Genomic DNA, 18,720 nt, shown 5'->3' with positions numbered 1-18,720 from the left:
ATTATACCAGGAAGACAGGAAGTGGAAAAAGATAGACAATTTAAACAAAACTATAGAATAATTAAATAATTTATGCTATGTTTAATATAAGAACAGGAAAGAGGGTGATGGTTTTATGAATCTGAATCAGTTGCATTACTTTGTGACACTAGCACATATAGAACACTATACCAGAGCGGCGGAAATGCTGTCCATTACGCAGCCAAGTCTCAGCCATGCCATCAGTATGCTGGAGCAGGAGCTTGAGACAAACCTGTTTGAAAAAAGAGGGCGTAACGTTGTACTGACAAAGTACGGAAAAGTATTTCTGGAATATGTAGAAGAAGCTTTAAAGATTTTGGACAGTGGTGTAAAAAAGACAAGGGCGTTGACAAGTGACACCGGCGGGGTGATTGATCTCGCATATATTTTTACGCTTGGAAGTGTATTTGTTCCACAGCTTGTAGGCGGTTTTTTGAAGGAACACGAAGACTGGGATGTGAATTTCCGTTTTTCTGTCGGAAATACGACAGAGATCATACAGGGGTTGAAAGAGGAGAAGTATGACATCGCTTTCTGCTCGCGAAAAGAAAAAGAATCCGGGATTGATTTTGTACCGATCGCTAAGGAAAAATTGGTTGTTGTTGTTCCAAGAGACCATGAGCTTGCCGGAAGAGGATCTGTTGATCTGAAGGAAACACTTCCTTATCCCCAGGTATATTTCACCAAGAACAGCGGACTCAGACCGGTGATCGACCAGTTGTTTGAACAAACCGGAGGGACGCCGAAGATAGCATATGAGATTCTGGAAGATGCATCGATGGCAGGTCTTGTGGCAGAAAATTTTGGAATTGCGGTAATGCCGGAGATTCCTATACTTAAAAATCTGAATGTAGATGTACTGGATATTGAGAATCCACCATATGAACGTTATATATATCTGGCGAAGCTGAAGGAAAAATATCTGGCGCCGGTTGTAAAAGAATTTATTGAATATGTAAAAGAAAGCAATGGGAAGGCACTTTAATAGGCCTTCCCATCTCTTTTGACAAACTGGATGAAACGTTTGACAGCGGGAATCTGGTATTTGTCGCGGATGTATCCCATATAAACGGTGTGGGTAAGGTCTGCATCAGCAAGCGGGAGTACGGTTACATTTGCCTGATCAACCGCATCGACCCTGGCAACAAGGGCGATTCCGAAATCTTCGGCAACCAGGGCAGCAATTGCGTTTTCATCCGGACACTCACAGATGATGTTTACCTTCAGCTTCTTTTCTTTATAGAAGTTACGGGTGAAGCCACCGAGTCCGGAATAGCGGTCATACCCGATCAGAGGATAGTCGGTAAGGTCACTGCAACAGACGGATTCTTTCTGGACAAGAGGATGTTCTTTTGGAGTAATTACAACCATATTCTGGTTCAGAATGGGTACAAAGGAAATATCCGGTTCATCCGCAACGAAAGAACCAAAGATCACATCGTGGCGGTCGGATTTGAGCCCCTGGATCATATCTGCAGTGTGCGTTTGGTTAAAATTGAAGGTTACATGCTTGTTGCGGTCTATATCCAGGAAGGATCGCACTGTATGCGGAATATAGTAGTTTGCCAGCGGAAATACATAGGCGATATCAATATGTCCGCCGCTTCCGGCAAGCTGCTTCATCTTATGCTCGGCAATATGTACCTCCTCGAGGATCCGGTTGACATGTTCCAGGAAGACGCGGCCGGATTTGGTGAGGACAACATTGCGTCCCTGATGTTCAAAAAGCATCAGTCCAAGTTCTTCTTCCAGAAGCGACATGGACCGGCTGAGGCTTGGCTGGGAGATCTTAAGTAATTCTGCAGCCTGCCGAAAATGCTGCAGTGTTGCTACTTTTTGGAAATATTCAAGCTGATTTAGCGTCATGGTAAAAAATCCTTTCTATATTATATAAAATAATCATACCATAACTGATGCCAAAAAGCTATCAAAAGCACACATAAGATGTATTTGAACTATCAAATGATATCGTCTATAATTTAACTATCAAGAGGTTGTTTAAAAATTAACAAAAATTGGGCAAACGTTAAAAACATTCTCAAAGAACAAAGAAATAAATTTCGATGGAAGAAGAAAAGGAGAACAAATCATGGCAGAGAGAATTACAGGACACACAGAACTTATTGGACTTATGGCTTATCCAATCAGACATTCAAGCTCACCGGCAATGCATAATGAAGCATTTGCTTACCTTGGACTGGATTATGCTTACCTTGCATTTGAAGTTGACAACAGCACACTGGAAGATGCAGTAAAAGGACTTCGTGCTCTGAAAATGGTAGGATCTAACGTGTCTATGCCAAATAAAACAGTTGTTGGACAGTATCTGGACAAATTATCTCCGGCAGCAGAGCTTTGTGGAGCAGTTAACACAATCGTAAATGAAGATGGTGTTTTAACAGGACACATCACAGACGGTATCGGATTCATGCAGGCATTAAAAGATAACGATATCGATGTAATCGGAAAGAAGATGACAATCGCAGGCGCAGGCGGAGCTGCTACAGCAATTGAAATCCAGGCTGCACTTGACGGCGTAAAAGAAATCTCTATTTTCAATATTCATGATAAATTCTGGGCAAACGCTGAAGAAACAGTAAGAAAGATCAATGAAAAGACAAACTGCAAAGCTACTCTTTACGATCTGGATGACAAAGAAAAATTAAGAGAAGAAATGAACGATTCATACATCTTCGTAAACGGAACAGGTGTTGGTATGAAACCACTGGAAGGAATGTCAGTTGTACCGGATAAATCATTCTTCCGTCCGGAACTTATTGTTATTGATGTTCCTTACTCACCACTGGAAACAAAGATGCGTTCTATGGCAAAAGAAGTTGGATGTAAGACAATGAACGGTCTTGGAATGATGTTATTCCAGGGAGCAGCAGCATTCAAACTCTGGACAGGAAAAGAAATGCCGATCGAACACATGAAAGAAGTATTAAACATCAGATACGATGATTAATACCCGGCAGGCTTGTATTGAATTTAAGAAGAAATCGAAAAAATTTGAAAAACAGGAATGTGAGGAAAAGAGATGAATAAGAAATACATACCCAGCGCCCTGATCCTTTATTTAAACTACTTTATCCATGGTGTCGGATGTTCCATCCTTGGACAGGCAGTCATCAAGGAAGCACTTGCCGCTTCCTGGGGCGTAGAAGTTATGGCAATCACTGCAATTTCAGCAGCACTCGGACTTGGACGTCTGATCGCGCTTCCGTTCGCCGGACCGCTTTCTGACAAACTCGGACGTCGTATTTCAACAGCGATCGGTAGCGGATCCTATGCAATCTACCTGATCGGACTTGCACTTGCATTTAATGCAGGAACAAATGGCGGATACCAGATCGCATATATCTGTGCAATCGTTGGTGGTATCGCAAACTCTTTCCTGGATACAGGAATTTACCCGGCTGTTTCAGAAATCATTTACAAAGCACCGGGCGTTGCAACTATGGGGATCAAATTCTTTATTTCTGTATCGCAGATGCTTTTACCGTTCGTACTTGGTGTAACTGTCGCTACAACAGCAACAGGAGCAACCTCTTACAACACACTGTTCTATGCATGTGGAATCGCTTATCTTGTACTTCTGGTACTGGTTATGATCTTCCCACTCCCGGATACAGATCAGAAAGCAGCGGGAAAGAAAGAAGGCCTGATCGACAGCTTAAAGCATACCCATTTCTCTGTAGAATCCATCGCAATGATCCTGATCGGATTCACATGTACAGGTACCTTCCAGTTATGGCTGAACTGTGCACAGAACTTTGCAAAAGAGAATGTTGGCTGGGCTGATCCGTCCATCATGCAGACATACTATTCAGCAGGAACAATGCTTGCACTCGTTGTAACTGCACTTTTAACAAGAAAGATCAAAGACGTAAGATTTATCCTGGGATACCCGGTAATCTGTCTTGTAACAATGATCGCTGTTCTGGGTGGAAAGAGCCAGACACTTATGATTGCAGGTGCATTCCTGATCGGATGGGCAGGAGCAGGCGGACTTCTTCAGATCGCAACTTCTGTATGCAACATGCTTTTCCCGAAGATCAAAGGAACTGTAACAGCACTTGTTATGATCGCATCTTCCCTGTGTAACTACACCATCCTTACAGCAGCATCCAAAATGCAGCCGTCACAGGTTATGGTTATGAATATCGTTCTTACAGCAGTTGGAGTCCTTCTTGGATTATTTGTAAACTTACGTTATACTAAGATGGTAGAACAGGCTCAGGCTGACAACTAGAAAAAGGAGAAAACAGACATGAGTAAATATGTAGAAGTTCGTGGCGTTAAGATCGGTGAAGGAGTACCGAAAATCTGTGTACCGATCGTCGGAAAGACAAAAGAAGAAATTCTTGCAGCAGCAAGATCTTTTGAGAATGTTGCGCTTGATGTTGTAGAATGGCGTGTAGACTGGTTCGAAGGTGTATTTGACTTTGCACAGGTTGAAGATGTATTAAAAGACCTTCGTCCGGCACTTGGCGAAACTCCGATTCTTTTCACATTCCGTACTTCCAAAGAAGGCGGCGAAAAAGCAATCGAAGCTGACGCATATGCAGAGCTGAACAAGAAAGCAGCAGCAACAGGACTGGTTGACCTTGTGGATGTAGAAGCATTTACAGGGGACGAAGTTGTAAAAGATATCATCGAAGGCGCGCATGCACACGGCGTAAAAGTCGTTGCATCCAACCATGACTTCGATAAGACACCGGACAAAGACGATATCGTAGGACGCCTTGTGAAAATGCAGGAACTCGGCGCAGATATCCCGAAAATTGCAGTAATGCCACAGTGCAAAAAGGATGTACTTACACTTCTTGAAGCAACACGTGAAATGGCAGAAGAACATGCAGACCGTCCGATCATTACAATGTCTATGGCAGGTACCGGACTGATCAGTCGCCTGTGCGGTGAAGTATTTGGTTCAGCACTTACTTTCGGGGCAGTAGGAAAAGCTTCTGCACCTGGACAGATGAATGCATCAGATTTAAGAGAAATCCTGACTCTGATCGATAAGAGCATCTAGTGAAGAAACATCCGGAGAAGTCCTGTGGCGGATCCGTTATGTTTAACCTGAATGAAGAGTGAAAAAGGCAGGATAAAGACCCGCAGTCATACCGGGGATTCCGGTGGATTGCGGGCCTTTATCATATTCTGGTTTTGTAAAAAAACGAACCGATTTCTGAAAATGAAAAATTGTAGAAAATTTTGCTATTTAAAGAGATAAAAGCAAATAGAAAAAATAGACAAATTCTTCGGTAATTGATATCATTTTTGTATGATTATATGAAGGGAGGGCAAATGCGAATGAAGAAAACAGTAATCTGGCTGGATAACTATCTGGAAGAATTTATTATGGTGATAATCCTGATTCTGATGACAGTGATCATGGGGATCCAGGTGTTTTCCAGATATGTACTCGGCTCAGCGCCGTCCTGGTCGGAGGAGATTACCCGTTACCTGTTTGTATGGTCGGGATTTTTGAGCGTCAGCTATTGCACAAAAAAATGTATTTCCATTAAGATCGAACAGTTTGTGTCAATTTTCCCACGAAGAGGGAAGGCACTTTTTAAACTGGTTAACCATACCTTTGAACTGATGGTATTTCTTTATCTGATACCGTTTGCGTTTAAGTATATGATGTCAGCAGTAGAGAGCGGACAGGTAAGTCCGGCGTGTCACATCCCGATGTATTATGTGCAGGCAGCACCGCTTGCAAGTTTTATCCTGGTAGCGATCCGTATTATCCAGCGATGGTTTGCAGAATTAAAAGTAGTAAGAGAAAAAGATGAGAAAGGAGAAAAAGCATGCCGGCAGCAGTAGTATTTATCTTATTTGTAATCTGTCTGATCATTGCCATTCCGGTATCGATCGCGCTTACGATCGCATCGGTCCTTCCGGGTGCTTTTGATCCATCCTTCACAGCCAGCGGACAGTTTGTGATCCGTTCTATGCTGGGAGGAATTGACAGCTTTCCACTCCTTGCGGTTCCGATGTTCGTACTTTCCGGAATCATCATGGCAAGAGGAGGCATTTCCAAAAAATTATTTGATGTATTTTCCTATTTTCTTGGAAATCTGACAGCGGGTCTGCCGTGCGCGGTCATTGTAACCTGTCTGTTTTATGGTGCAATCTCAGGCTCCGGACCGGCGACGGTTGCAGCAGTCGGAAGTATGACGATCCCGATTCTGATCGAGCTTGGATACGATAAGGATTTTTCCGCGGCGATCGTAGCCGTGGCAGGTGGTCTTGGAGTTATTATTCCACCAAGTATTCCGTTTATCATGTTCGGAAGTGCTTCCGGTGAATCAGTAAGTGACCTGTTTATCGCAGGGATCATTCCGGGACTTCTGATCGGCGGACTTCTGATGGTTTATGCAGTTTATTACTGTAAAAAGAATGGAGAGGACAAAGAAAAGATCCGGAAAGTAGTCGGGGAACTTCATGAGAAAGGACTTCTGAAGGTTTTAAAAGAAAGCTTCTGGGCACTTTTGAGTCCGGTTATCATTCTGGGATGCATCTATTCCGGAATCGCATCGCCGACAGAAGCGGCAGTCATTTCGGTGTTTTACGCACTGATCGTCAGCCTGTTTATTTATAAGACGATGACGTTTAAAGATATCTGGCCGGCACTGGTGGAAGGCGTGCGCACCTATGCACCGATCATGTTTATCCTTGCAGCATCGATTGCATTTTCAAGAGTTCTGACTCTGATGCAGATCCCACAGATGGTAAGTACCTGGATCCTGACGCATTTTACCAATAAGATCGTCCTGCTTCTGGTGATCAATGTATTCCTTCTGATCGTGGGAATGGTCATGGATACCACACCGGCAATCCTGATCCTGACACCGATCCTTCTGCCGATCGTAACAGCAGTCGGCATGAATCCGATCCACTTTGGAATCATGATGGTTGTCAACCTTGCAATCGGATTTGTAACACCGCCGATCGGAGTCAATCTGTTTGTGGCAAGCTCGCTTACAGATATCCCGATCATGCGCATTTCCAAACATGCGATGCCAATGATCGGCTACTTCCTTGTTGCACTTTTGTTAATTACATTTATCCCGGCGATCAGCCTGGCACTGATATAGGAGGTAGCAGCATGAAGAAAGCAGTAAGAATGACGGTAGCGGCAGGAATGTGTGCGGCACTTGCACTCAGTGCGGGGTGTCAGAAAAAGACGGTTGCGGATGATGAAGTACAGCGATATGCATGGCCGCTTGCAACGGCAAGTCCGGAGGATACCGTAACACAGATCTATGCAGAAAAATTTGCGGAAGAAGTAGAAGAATTAAGTGATGGCAAGATGAAGATCCAGGTCTATCCGAACGGTACGATCGGAGGGGACAGGGAGCTCCTGGAGAGCTGTAAGGATGGGGACATTCCGTTTGTGATCCAAAATACCGCACCGCAGGTAACCTTCATGCCGGACCTTGCGGTGTTTGATATTCCGTGCCGATTCAGTACGATTGATGAAGTACGTGAAAAGGTAGATGATCCGGAGTTCTATGGGCTTCTGGAGGATGTCTATGAGAATGGCGGGTATAAGCTCCTTGGCTATGCAGACCAGGGCTTCCGTGTCATGTCAACGAACAAAAAGGTCGAATCATTGGCTGATTTTAAAGGACAGAAGATCCGTACCATGGAGAATTCCCACCATATGGATTTCTGGAAAAAACTGAAAGCATCTCCGACACCGATGAGTTTCAGTGAGGTGTATATTGGGCTGCAGCAGGGAACCATTGATGCCCAGGAGAATCCATACGAGGTTATCGTATCCAACAAGCTTTATGAACAGCAGGATTATGTGGTGGAAACCAATCACCTGCCGCATCTGATCTCTCTGATCGTCAGTGATGAATTTTTTCAGGATCTGCCGGAAGATAAGCAGGCAATCCTTGTAGAAGCTGCTGAGATCGCCAAAGAAGAGGCTCGCCAGGCATCGGATGACCGGATTGCAGACAAGATCAAAGTAATTGAGGACAGTGGAACACAGATTGTTACACTTAGTGATGAACTGAGAGCGGAAATCCGTGAGGCAGTGCAGCCGGTTTACGATGAAATCGAGAAAAATGTGGATAAAAAACTCTATAATGCCTATATGAAATAGCAAAAAAATACGGAAAATCAGGGAAATCTGTAATTGATTGAAATTTTTTGTTGAAAAATAGAGTTTTTTATTATAGAATTATAAGTAATGTATATAAAAAGTAAAAGGAATGCCCCAGGGCATATATAAGGAGGATATTACAATGATTTCAGCAGGCGATTTTAGAAATGGTCTTACAGTACTGATCGAAGGTAACATTTATCAGATTCTGGAATTCCAGCATGTAAAACCGGGAAAGGGAGCAGCTTTCGTTAGAACAAAACTTAAAAACATCATCAGTGGTGGTGTAGTAGAAAAGACTTTCCGTCCGACAGAGAAATTCGATACCGCTCATATCGACAGAAAAGATATGCAGTATCTGTATTCTGATGGTGAACTCTATCACTTTATGGATGTTGAGACATTCGACCAGATCGCAGTTGATGGAGATACAGTAGGAGATTCCCTCAAGTTTGTAAAAGAGAACGAGATGGTTAAAGTATGTTCACATGAAGGTAACGTATTCTCAGTAGAGCCGCCGATCAGTGTGGAACTTGAAGTTACAGAGACAGAGCCGGGAGTAAAAGGTGATACAGCTACAGGTGCTACCAAACCGGCTATCGTTGAGACCGGAGCAAGTGTTCTTGTACCGCTTTTCGTTAACCAGGGTGACAAGATTAAAATTGATACCCGTACAGGAGAGTACAGCTCAAGAGCATAATCCTTTCGTCATAATTCACAAAATTAAGACAGAGATAAAAGCCGAAAGCAGAGGCAAGTCCTCATGCTCTCGGCTTTTTTGCATGTCAATACCATTTTGGAGGGGAAAAGAATGTTCTTGTAATCTGAAAAAAGGGCAGATATAATTGGCAGTACACACCTGCTTGAATGCAGGTGATATTCAAATCATAAACTGCCTTAAGATGGCAGAAAAGGTTCTTTGCGGCGCATGGCTTTCTGGAAGGAGAACGGATGAATTATACAGAATTTATGAATGCTATGTTATGCGAGATCAGAGGACAGGTAGATGCGCAGGTGAGGACGGAGTTGTACACCGTGACGAAGAATAATGGAACCAGAAGAACAGGGATTCTTTTTAAGCAGGAGGACAGCAACCTTGCACCGACGATCTATCTGGAGGAATTTTACCAGAAGTACCTGAAGGGGCAGCAGGTACCGGATCTGGCAGATTCCATTTGTAGTATTTATCAGGAGATACGGGTGAAGAAGACCTGTGATTGTCAGAATCTGTTTGATTTTAATCATGTAAAAGAGCATATCGTGTACAAACTGATCCGGCGGGATGCCAACGAAGAACTGTTAAAGCAGATTCCTTATGAGCCGTTCCTGGATCTGGCAGTGGTCTATTATATCCAGATAGACAACACACGCTTTGGCTCGGCGGCGATCCAGATCCGCAACGAGCATCTGCGGTACTGGCGTGTGGAAAAGGAAGAAATCCGCCGTCTTGCCGAGAAGAATACACCGCGGATCTATCCGGTGCAGATCCGGCAGATTGTGCGCTTTATGTATGTGGCGACGAACGAACAGTGCAGTCTGGGGGCAGCAGTGATGCGGTATCCGGATTTCCGGGAAAAGGTCAGGGGGATGATCAGAGGGGATTTCTATATCCTGCCAAGCAGTATCCATGAAGTGATACTGGTGCCGGAAAGCTTTGGACTGGAGCCGGAGCGGATGCAGGAAATGGTAAAAGAGATCAATCAGACCGGAGTGGCACCGGAGGAAGTGCTTTCGGATTCCGTGTATTACTTTGATGGGGAGGAGATTCGGATCGTGGCGAAGTAGGGATAGATTATAAACGTGTATAGAGTAGGGAAAATTGACAGGGAAATATACCATTGTATAGCAGAGGATATAGTAACAGATGAAGTTATTATAACTGTTGTGCAGATTATGCATATTCGGGAAAGACATCCCAATGATTATGAACTTTTTTCTACATACTTTGACGAGATAATACGGGATTCGGATTATATAATTGAAGCGAAGAAACCCAATACAGCGTTGATACTAAAAGAAATTAAGGACGTTAAAGAAGTATTTAAAATGGTTTTACGTTTGATTACATCAAAGGATAATCTGGACTACAAAAATTCAATTATCACATTTATGAAAATAGATGATAAGGAATGGAACAGGCTGCTGCGCAACAAGAAAATTCTTTACAAAAGAGAATAATATTGATATACTGAATGTAGAGAAAAATTCATTCATATGATTATCTAAGGTGGAAGATTTCGTGCGATCCACACGCCGATGGTATAGACAGGGGAAACCTGAGAGATGCAGGAGAAGCGCACGCCTGCTGGATAATCATTTGAAGAAGACTTAAAGAGGTGTCGCAGGTTTGCGGCACCTTTTTGTGTATACGATGAGCCAAGTGCAGATTTGTGCTTGCACAAGAATCTGTATTTTGCGAATGTACATCACCTGGCTGTTAAGCGAGATGGTGTACAAAGTATACGAATCAAGTAGGAGTCAGCTTACGTAATCATACAATAGAAATAAAGAAAGGAATTCCGAGCATGAACACAGAAATTTTAGTAATTGAAGATGACGACCTGGTAAGACAGGGAATCGTAGACATCCTGGAACTAAAGGGATGGAATGCGGTTGCAGCGAAGTCTTGTAGCGAAGCACTCGTAAGGATTCGAGGAGAAGAATATATGCTGTATGTACTGGATATGAAGCTGCCAGACGGGAACGGAATCATGCTCTGCAGGGAGATCCGCAGATATACAGACAATCCCATTCTTTTCTTATCAGCCTATGACAGTGAAGAATTTATCGTAGAAGGATTTGAAGCGGGAGCAAATGACTATGTGATCAAGCCTTTCCGTACATTTGAATTTATTGCGAGAATCAAGGCTTTGCTGCGACGTACCGGTATGCAAAACGGCAAGAAAGTGAAAAAAGGAATCAAAAGCGGAGAATATGAACTGGATTTGCAGAAGCAGATTTTGCAGAAGGATGGTGTCCGAATCGATCTTACAAGGACCGAATATCAGATTCTGTGCAGCCTTCTTGCAAACGCACCGAATCTTGTTGCGAGGGAGTTCCTGTTGGACACGATCTGGGATTTCAATGAAAATTATATCGATGACAATACCTTGTCTGTACATATGAACAGGCTGAGAAAGAAGCTGACTGCAGAAAATGAGCAGGATCCGATTGAGACAAAGCGTGGAGTTGGTTATGCATGGACGCTGAAAGCTGAGGATGTGTATGATGAGATCTGAGAGAAAGACGGAGAAATGGAGAATACCGGGAAAATGGACTCTGATTTTTCTTTTGATATTGCTGGCTTTTTATGGATACCAGAATATTCTTGCAGAAAATTATGAAAGACAGGTTGTTTCCTGGATCGGACAGACAGAAAAAGACAGAACGGTTTCTGCCTTTACAGAACCGGATGAAGAAGCATATCAGAAGGGCTGCGAGGCATTGAAAGAGTCAGGGTATGAAGAGACAGGAAAAATCTGGCTGGAAAAGAGAATCCGAAGTTACGGAATAGGTGTGTTTGTGGCTGCGATCGGCATCATCTGCATTGTTGGTCTGCTGACAGAACTGCACATGGAGAAAAGACGGAAAAAAGCACTGGATAATCAATTGGCAGAAAAAGACAGGGAACTGGAAGCAAAGCTGGCGGAAGAAAAAGAATTTCTGCATCGTGACCGGCAGAAAATGGGAACTTACATGGAAAATATTTCCCATCAGCTAAAAACACCGATTGCGGGAACACTTCTGAATCTGGAGGTGCTTCTTGTGACAGAAGAGGATGAAAAACGGTATCAGAAGCTGGAAGACTGTGTGAAAAAGGTGCAATGGATGTCCGATATGACGATCGTGCTTCTTAGGCTTGCGCAGATTGATTCCGGGAAAATCTGGATGAAGCGGAAAAAAGAAAATCTGACCGGACTGATCGAAGAATGTATAGACAGAACACAGCCTTTAGCGGAAGAAAAAGGAGTTGGATTTGAAATGGATGTTCCAAAAGAATGCCTGCTTTCCTGCGACGGATTCTGGCTGAAAGAGGCAATGGAAAATGTACTGAAAAATGCCGTAGAATATGCAGATACAGGAAGCCTGATTCAGATTCTGCTGAAAGAAGATACGGACTATTATAAGCTGTATATCACCAATCGGGGAAAACGGATTGAAGAAGAGAAAAGAGAGCTGATTTTTGACCGTTTCTACCAGATGGAACAGGGAAGTGGAATCGGAATTGGTCTGCATTTGGCAAGGGAAATTGTCACGCTCCATCAGGGAACACTGAAGGTTGTGGATCGAAGCGGCTTGGAGGAGGCGACAACCTTCCAGTTTATACTGCCGAAGATGATCGCAAAAGATCATGCACAGGAAGAAATAAATCTTACGATTTCGTAAGATTGGGGTAAGTGAATCGAAAGACTGATCTGATATAGTAAGACTAACAAATGAAGGAGGTGGCAGAAGATGAAAACCGTAATCAGACTGGACAAGGTAAGCAAAAGCTATACCCTTGGTGAAAAGAAAATCACAGCATTAAAGGAGTTTTCTTTTGAAGTGAAAAGCGGTGAATTTGTGGCAGTGATGGGACGAAGCGGATCCGGGAAATCTACTTTTCTTAAGATTGCAGGAACACTGGAAAAGCCAGATACCGGAGCAGTCTTCCTGAATGGAATACAGATTAACGGGCTTTCCCAAAAGAAGATCTGCAAGATCCGGCAGAAGAAAATCGGGTTTATTTTCCAACAGTATCAGTTACTGCCGGAGTATACGATCTGGGATAATGTATGCATGCCGCTTTATATCGCGCATACGGTACCGGATAAAGCTTATATCCGACAGCTTCTTGAAAAGGTCGGATTATGGGACAGGAACGGAGATTATCCGGATCAGTTATCTGGTGGAGAGCAGCAGAGAGTGGCAATTGCCCGTGCAATGGCAGCAAAGCCGGGAGTGATCCTTGCGGATGAACCGACCGGGAATCTGGACTATCAGACCGGACAGGAGATCATGAAACTGATCTGCGCATCCAGAGAGCTTTACCGTCAGACAATTGTCATGGTGACACATGATATGGACAGTGCCAATTATGCGGACAGGATTGTGTATATGGAAGATGGTGCATTGCGATGAAAAGAGAGAAAAGACATGGAATTGAACGGGAACTCAGTATAAAAAGAATCCGCAGCCAGAAGAAATACAGTATCCTGATAGTCTCAGTCCTGCTTCTTACCTGCATACTGATTCAGATTGGTTTTCAGATGTCGGAAGGACTGAAAGCCGCATATATCGAGAATCGTAAAGCAGTATATGGGGAGTGGGAACAGGTATTTGTGGATATGGATGAAAGCTCGGTAAAAGTAGCAGAAGAGAATCCATTTCTTGCACAGACCGGGAAAATAAGTATCTATGGGGCGATCGCCGGAGATTATCTGGAAAACCGTCAGATGAATATCGGGACAATGGACGAGACGGCGTGGAAGCTTGGCAGACTGGAAATGAAAGAAGGACGCCTGCCGGAAAATGAGCATGAGATCGTACTGGAATACAGTACACTTCGCTCACTTGGATATGAGGAGATGCTTGGAAAAGAGATTACACTGGATATTACACCGGCGCTTTCCATTCTGGAGCAGGGGGAATCAAAAAGCTATTCGTATACTTTATGCGGGATCCTAAAAGATTATCAGATAAACTGGAAAATCTGCAACCGGCATCGGTTTCCAACTGGAATTGTGACACAGGAAGGCGGGAATAGGATCGGCTCTGTTCAGGATATGCATATGCTTGTAAAAGCGAAAGAAGGCAGTGAAAGTGTTTATAAAGATCTGAAAGACAGCGAAGAATTTACCTGCGGCATGAATGACAATGTGGAACAGGACAAACTTTCTGATGTAAGTCTTCCGTATATGGATTTTCTGGAAAATATCCGTTTGCTGATTGGTGGTGCGTCGATCTGTATCTTGTTTCTTACGGTATCGCGTTCGATTATCTCAAGAGAACAGTTCTGGAGGTTCCTGGATGCACTTGGAATGAGAAGAGGGCAGATGTACCAGATTATTTTCTGGGAAGCAGTTCTGTTTGGTGCAGGAGCTGTTATTGTTGGAAATCTTGCAGGGATTGGGATTTACCAGCTGGTTATCCCTGCTTTTGAAAAGATAACCGAGCAGACATTACCACAGGCGATTGCATGGGAAGGAGTCCTTTTTGGAACTGGCTTCAGTATCTTATGTATTGCTGCAAGTTATGGACTCAGTGCAGTACAGCTTCGCATACTTCTGAAAGAAAAAAAGAAGAAAGTTCAGAAAAGAAGGGGAAAGTACAGGAAGATCGTCCGGTTCACGCCGGGAAGAGTTTTACTTCATAAATGGCAGATGCATCGTGTGCGTAAGAGTGTAGAAATTGTTCTTCTGGCAAGTGCGTTGCTGATCGTGGGATTTGGAAAGATGGAAATATCAACCAGACAGGAAGAACTGAAAGTATATCAAAGGCTGACAGGAAATGGATACTATTTGAGTACAATGGAGATTACGAATTCTCCGGGAATTTCCAGGCAGACAGTTGATAAACTGGAACAGGTTGCCGGAGTAACTTCTGTAGAACAATATCATAACAATGAAAAAGAGGAGTTCTGGATTGATCTGTCAGAATATGTTGAAAGCGAGTATTTTCAGAAAGTAGTCGAAACATTGGTGGCATATCTGAATGAGACATCAATAAAGGAAAAGATATCTATTGAGAAAGTAAGATTGTCTTTGCTTACAATAGACAGATGGCAGGATATACAGCGTTTTCTGAGAAATCTGGATGAAGGCAGCCTGACAAAAGAAGAATTTGAACAGGGAGATTTTTGCATTCTGGATCTTACAGAGTTGCAGGAATATGACGGAAAATATCTGAGTGCATTCAGCCCGGACGGACAAGGAATATCAGAAGATACGGTACAGGTTGGTGATGAACTTCCGGTTTATACATTGAATGAGAATGGAAGTAGAAACGAAAATCCGATTCCAGTAACAGCGATTTTACGTGGCATGAAGGAAGAAGATGTGCGGAATCCACAGATAGGTGGATCTGGTATATCGATGATTGTTGGAAAGAATTTTTGGAAGAAATTTGGGAAAAGCAGAATTATGGAATATGATCAGATCGTAAAAATTCTGGTATCGGATGATGCGGATGCGTATGATACGGAAGGGCATATTCTAAGTATTTTAAAACAGGGAACAGCTGTAAATGTGCAGAATAACCATGAAGAGTATAAGAAAATACGTCAGGAATTATATTCCTTTATAGGAATGTACAGCATTTTTGCAGTGTTTTACATGATTCTGATTTCCATAGTTTTGTATCAGATGTTTCTTGCGGAGAAGCAGGAAGAAAAAAGAGAAGGGGAAATCTTACAGTCACTTGGAATGGAAGAAAAGTTCCTGAAGAAAATGCATCGGATAGAAGTTCTTTGGATGACGGGATGCGCAGGAGTGATTGGAGTTCTTACGTTATGGGGTGCTTGCCGACTGATATAGAGGAGGCTTTGAAGAAAGAATAAATTAGTTGAAAGCAGCCGGAAATGGCTGTAATATAGGCTGGATTTTTCTTGCTCATTATTGGTGTTCTGCTGATTCAGGCAAAGCGTATAGAAGCAAAAGAACGGATTCAGGTGGGAATTGGATTAGTGGCAATAAAAAAGACTGTCAAGACATAAAAGCTTCACAGTCTTTTCACGTCCCTGATCAGAATCGAACTGACGCACCCGCCTCCGGAGGGCGGTGCTCTATCCACTGAGCTACAAGGACATTTACTAATATAGCACTTGCCCAGAAAAAAATCAAGAAGAAATTTCGAACAGGACAAGTAAAACGGGATGAACAGAATAGCAGCCGAAATACCATTTGAAAGTGATTTGATACACAGAGTGGGCATCAGCATAAAGCAATTTTAATGCAGAAAAAGAATAAATAATCGCTTCGACAAAACCAGTCAAAACAAGTCTTCCTTCGCTATTGACGCAAAAGCGGGCATTGCGTATGATAGGTGGCAAAGGAGGAAATGCCATGTCGGAAGAAAAAAGGATGCCCGTCCTTACAGGCAAAAAGAAGCAGATTTTTTACACTGGTCTTGTGTATCTGCTGGTCTGCTTTATGACGGCGGGAGTCACCGTTTTTCTTACGAAAGAGAAAAAAGATGAGGTAAAAGAAGTAAGTGCAGTTGTTACAGAAGAGCCAAAAGTAAATACCGGGTACGCAGCGATGGAAACCAATCCACTTCTGGAGAACCGGGACGAAGAGCTTGCGGGTGCAGTAGAAGCATACTATCAGGAACTTTCCGGAAAAGAAGCCTATGCCGAAGCATACGATGGGATTGCGATTTACACGAAAGACGGCAAAGCAAAAGGCAGCAGGATCCTGTATGTACGGTACAATATGAAGATCCGTGGAATTTACACTGAAGTACCGGGACTTGAAACCTTATATGCGGTCAAGGACAAAGATGGAAAATTCGATATTCAGGCAGAGATCTCTGACGAGCAGATTCAGACGATAATTGAAGAAGTCTCCGCACAGACAGATGTGCAGGAGCTGTTTGCACAGGTAGAAGCGGATTATGAACAGGCACTTGGTTCAGATGCAATGCTCGCACAGGCGGTGGAAGATCTGAAAAATGCGGCGAGTCACTGAAAATCCAGTCTCCGGATTACGATTTTCTATTGCGCTTACATAAGGATTCAGATATAATAAATAAAGCGGCGCAGGCAAAGAGTCTGCGCTAACGTTTATGATGAAAAAGAGAGGAACGATCGATACTATGAAGAAGATCCTGGATCTGATTACAGAAGAAATGGAACAGGCATTTGCAGATGCCGGATACGAGAAAGAACTGGCGCGTGTTACACTTTCCAACCGCCCGGATTTATGTGAATATCAGTGCAATGGTGCGATGGCAGGTGCAAAAAAGTACCACAAAGCACCGATCATGATCGCAGAAGAAGTTGTGGCAAAGATTCCGGAGAACGGATATATCAGCGGAGCAGAAGCAGTTAAGCCAGGTTTCATCAACCTGAAGACCAACCCGGCAGCAGTCGCAGATTATCTGAACCAGATGGAAGCAGACGAAAAGCTCGGCGCGGAAGAAGTAGAGAATCCAAAGACAATCGTCATTGATTACGGCGGACCGAACGTGGCAAAACCGCTTCACGTCGGACATCTCCGCTCCGCGATCATCGGAGAAAGCGTAAAGAGAATCACCCGTTTTATGGGCAATAAAGTGGTTGGTGATATCCACCTTGGAGACTGGGGATATCAGATGGGACTGATTATCACAGAACTGAAGAAACGCCAGCCGGATCTTCCGTATTTTGATGATAATTTCACCGGAGAATATCCAAAAGAAGCACCATTTACCATCAGTGACCTGGAGGAAATCTATCCGGCAGCGTCCGCTTATGCAAAAGAGCATGATGATTACAGAGAAGAAGCACTGGATGCGACCTTCCAGCTGCAGAGCGGAAAGCGCGGTTACCGTGCAATCTGGGATCACATTATGAATGTGTCTGTGACAGACTTGAAGAAAAACTATGCGAACCTGAATGTTGAATTTGACCTCTGGAAAGGGGAATCTGACGCACAGAAATACATCCCGGATATGGTGGAAAGACTGAAGAAGGAAGGCTATGCGCATATTGATAATGGAGCACTCGTGGTAGATGTCAAAGAAGAGACCGATACCAAAGAGATCCCACCGTGTATGATCCTGAAGTCCGACGGTGCAGCACTTTATGATACCACAGACCTTGCAACACTGGTAGAGCGTGAAGAACTGTTCCAGCCGAACGAAGTCATCTATGTAGTTGACAAACGTCAGGAACTGCATTTTGTACAGGTATTCCGCTGCGCGAAGAAGACCGGCATTGTAAAAGAGGATACAAAACTTACTTTCCTTGGATTTGGTACGATGAACGGAAAAGACGGAAAACCGTTCAAGACCAGAGAAGGGGGCGTTATGCGTCTTGAGAACCTGATCCGCGAAATCACAGAAAAGATGTATGAAAAGATCACAGAGAACCGTACAGTATCGGAAGAAGAGGCAAAAGCAACAGCGAAGATGGTCGGAATGGCTGCAATCAAATACGGAGACCTCTCCAACCAGGCAGCAAAAGACTATGTATTCGATGTAGACAGATTCACTTCTTTTGAAGGAAATACAGGTCCGTACATCCTGTACACCATCGTTCGTATCAAATCAATCCTGAACAAGTACAAAGAATCAGGAAAGAGTATGGACGATATCAAGATCCTTCCGGCTACAAGTGAGAGCGAAAAGGCTCTGATGCTGGAAGCTGCGAAGTTTGGCAGTGTGATGGAGAATGTATACGAAGAACTTGCACCACACAAGATCTGCGCATATATTTATGATCTTGCAAATGCATTTAACCGTTTCTACCATGAGACAAAGATCCTGGCAGAAGAGGATGAACAGAAGCAGAAGAGCTACATTGCCCTTCTTACACTGACAAGAGACATTTTGACAACCTGCATCGATCTGCTTGGATTTGAAGCACCGGAAAGAATGTAAAAAGGCAGAAA

The 18,720-nt window shown here is 43.5% G+C and carries 17 protein-coding genes and 1 tRNA gene; 16 read left to right on the top strand and 2 right to left on the bottom strand.

Annotated features, from left to right (window positions below; genetic code table 11):
• Positions 1-115 precede the first annotated feature (115 nt).
• Positions 116-1,006, top strand: a complete 891-nt coding sequence (locus PGZ10_RS00955) for a LysR family transcriptional regulator (protein ID WP_117556097.1) — start codon at positions 116-118, stop codon at positions 1,004-1,006.
• Here the strand turns inward: PGZ10_RS00955 and PGZ10_RS00950 are convergent.
• Positions 1,003-1,887: a LysR family transcriptional regulator gene (locus tag PGZ10_RS00950; RefSeq protein ID WP_173826471.1), complete on the bottom strand. Its 885-nt coding sequence runs from the start codon at positions 1,885-1,887 to the stop codon at positions 1,003-1,005. The genes PGZ10_RS00955 and PGZ10_RS00950 overlap by 4 nt on opposite strands.
• 223 nt (positions 1,888-2,110) lie before the next feature.
• On the opposite strand from PGZ10_RS00950, the gene PGZ10_RS00945 reads away from it, so the two are divergent.
• The 13 genes from PGZ10_RS00945 to PGZ10_RS00885 all read left to right on the top strand — a co-directional run bounded on the left by PGZ10_RS00945 (position 2,111) and on the right by PGZ10_RS00885 (position 15,663).
• Positions 2,111-2,989: a shikimate dehydrogenase gene (locus PGZ10_RS00945; RefSeq protein ID WP_008375048.1), complete on the top strand. Its 879-nt coding sequence runs from the start codon at positions 2,111-2,113 to the stop codon at positions 2,987-2,989.
• A gap of 72 nt (positions 2,990-3,061) precedes the next feature.
• On the top strand, positions 3,062-4,276 hold the full coding sequence (locus PGZ10_RS00940) for an MFS transporter (protein ID WP_270540497.1): 1,215 nt from the start codon (positions 3,062-3,064) through the stop codon (positions 4,274-4,276).
• Between the two features lie 18 nt (positions 4,277-4,294).
• The gene (aroD, locus tag PGZ10_RS00935; protein WP_118198373.1) at positions 4,295-5,059 is read left to right on the top strand and encodes a type I 3-dehydroquinate dehydratase; all 765 of its coding nucleotides are present in this window, start codon (positions 4,295-4,297) and stop codon (positions 5,057-5,059) included.
• Between the two features lie 281 nt (positions 5,060-5,340).
• The gene (locus PGZ10_RS00930) at positions 5,341-5,856 is read left to right on the top strand and encodes a TRAP transporter small permease (protein ID WP_270540496.1); all 516 of its coding nucleotides are present in this window, start codon (positions 5,341-5,343) and stop codon (positions 5,854-5,856) included.
• Positions 5,841-7,130, top strand: a complete 1,290-nt coding sequence (locus tag PGZ10_RS00925) for a TRAP transporter large permease (RefSeq protein WP_195231594.1) — start codon at positions 5,841-5,843, stop codon at positions 7,128-7,130. The genes PGZ10_RS00930 and PGZ10_RS00925 overlap by 16 nt, the downstream gene beginning before the upstream one ends.
• An 11-nt stretch (positions 7,131-7,141) precedes the next feature.
• On the top strand, positions 7,142-8,149 hold the full coding sequence (locus tag PGZ10_RS00920) for a TRAP transporter substrate-binding protein (RefSeq protein WP_270540495.1): 1,008 nt from the start codon (positions 7,142-7,144) through the stop codon (positions 8,147-8,149).
• Between the two features lie 142 nt (positions 8,150-8,291).
• Positions 8,292-8,849 (top strand): elongation factor P, encoded by a 558-nt coding sequence (efp, locus tag PGZ10_RS00915; RefSeq protein WP_022220387.1) that lies wholly within the window; start codon positions 8,292-8,294, stop codon positions 8,847-8,849.
• A 251-nt stretch (positions 8,850-9,100) separates the two neighbouring features.
• Positions 9,101-9,934, top strand: coding sequence for a DUF5688 family protein (locus PGZ10_RS00910; RefSeq protein WP_008375058.1), 834 nt, complete (start codon positions 9,101-9,103; stop codon positions 9,932-9,934).
• Between the two features lie 15 nt (positions 9,935-9,949).
• Positions 9,950-10,327: a PBECR2 nuclease fold domain-containing protein gene (locus PGZ10_RS00905; RefSeq protein WP_215633968.1), complete on the top strand. Its 378-nt coding sequence runs from the start codon at positions 9,950-9,952 to the stop codon at positions 10,325-10,327.
• A 347-nt stretch (positions 10,328-10,674) separates the two neighbouring features.
• Complete coding sequence (locus PGZ10_RS00900) at positions 10,675-11,388, top strand: response regulator transcription factor (RefSeq protein ID WP_008375063.1); 714 nt, start codon at positions 10,675-10,677, stop codon at positions 11,386-11,388.
• Positions 11,375-12,535 (top strand): sensor histidine kinase, encoded by a 1,161-nt coding sequence (locus PGZ10_RS00895; protein WP_270540494.1) that lies wholly within the window; start codon positions 11,375-11,377, stop codon positions 12,533-12,535. Before PGZ10_RS00900 ends, PGZ10_RS00895 begins: the two co-directional genes overlap by 14 nt.
• 69 nt (positions 12,536-12,604) lie before the next feature.
• A complete protein-coding gene (locus PGZ10_RS00890) occupies positions 12,605-13,270 on the top strand; it encodes an ABC transporter ATP-binding protein (protein ID WP_117556084.1) in 666 nt (221 codons plus the stop codon).
• Positions 13,267-15,663: an FtsX-like permease family protein gene (locus tag PGZ10_RS00885; RefSeq protein WP_270540493.1), complete on the top strand. Its 2,397-nt coding sequence runs from the start codon at positions 13,267-13,269 to the stop codon at positions 15,661-15,663. The genes PGZ10_RS00890 and PGZ10_RS00885 overlap by 4 nt, the downstream gene beginning before the upstream one ends.
• 198 nt (positions 15,664-15,861) lie before the next feature.
• Here the strand turns inward: PGZ10_RS00885 and PGZ10_RS00880 are convergent.
• Positions 15,862-15,933 (bottom strand) — tRNA-Arg (locus PGZ10_RS00880).
• 258 nt (positions 15,934-16,191) lie between these two features.
• On the opposite strand from PGZ10_RS00880, the gene PGZ10_RS00875 reads away from it, so the two are divergent.
• Together PGZ10_RS00875 and argS are read left to right on the top strand one after the other, a co-directional pair.
• Complete coding sequence (locus PGZ10_RS00875) at positions 16,192-16,815, top strand: hypothetical protein (RefSeq protein ID WP_117834082.1); 624 nt, start codon at positions 16,192-16,194, stop codon at positions 16,813-16,815.
• A 127-nt stretch (positions 16,816-16,942) separates the two neighbouring features.
• Positions 16,943-18,709, top strand: a complete 1,767-nt coding sequence (gene argS / locus PGZ10_RS00870; RefSeq protein ID WP_118198488.1) for an arginine--tRNA ligase — start codon at positions 16,943-16,945, stop codon at positions 18,707-18,709.
• The last annotated feature ends 11 nt before the right edge of the window (positions 18,710-18,720 follow it).

The sequence above is a fragment of the Coprococcus sp. AF102-57 genome, assembly GCF_027686195.1.
In the GTDB taxonomy this organism is placed as follows: domain Bacteria; phylum Bacillota; class Clostridia; order Lachnospirales; family Lachnospiraceae; genus Allocoprococcus; species Allocoprococcus comes.
This window is presented reverse-complemented; position numbering and strand designations above follow the sequence as displayed.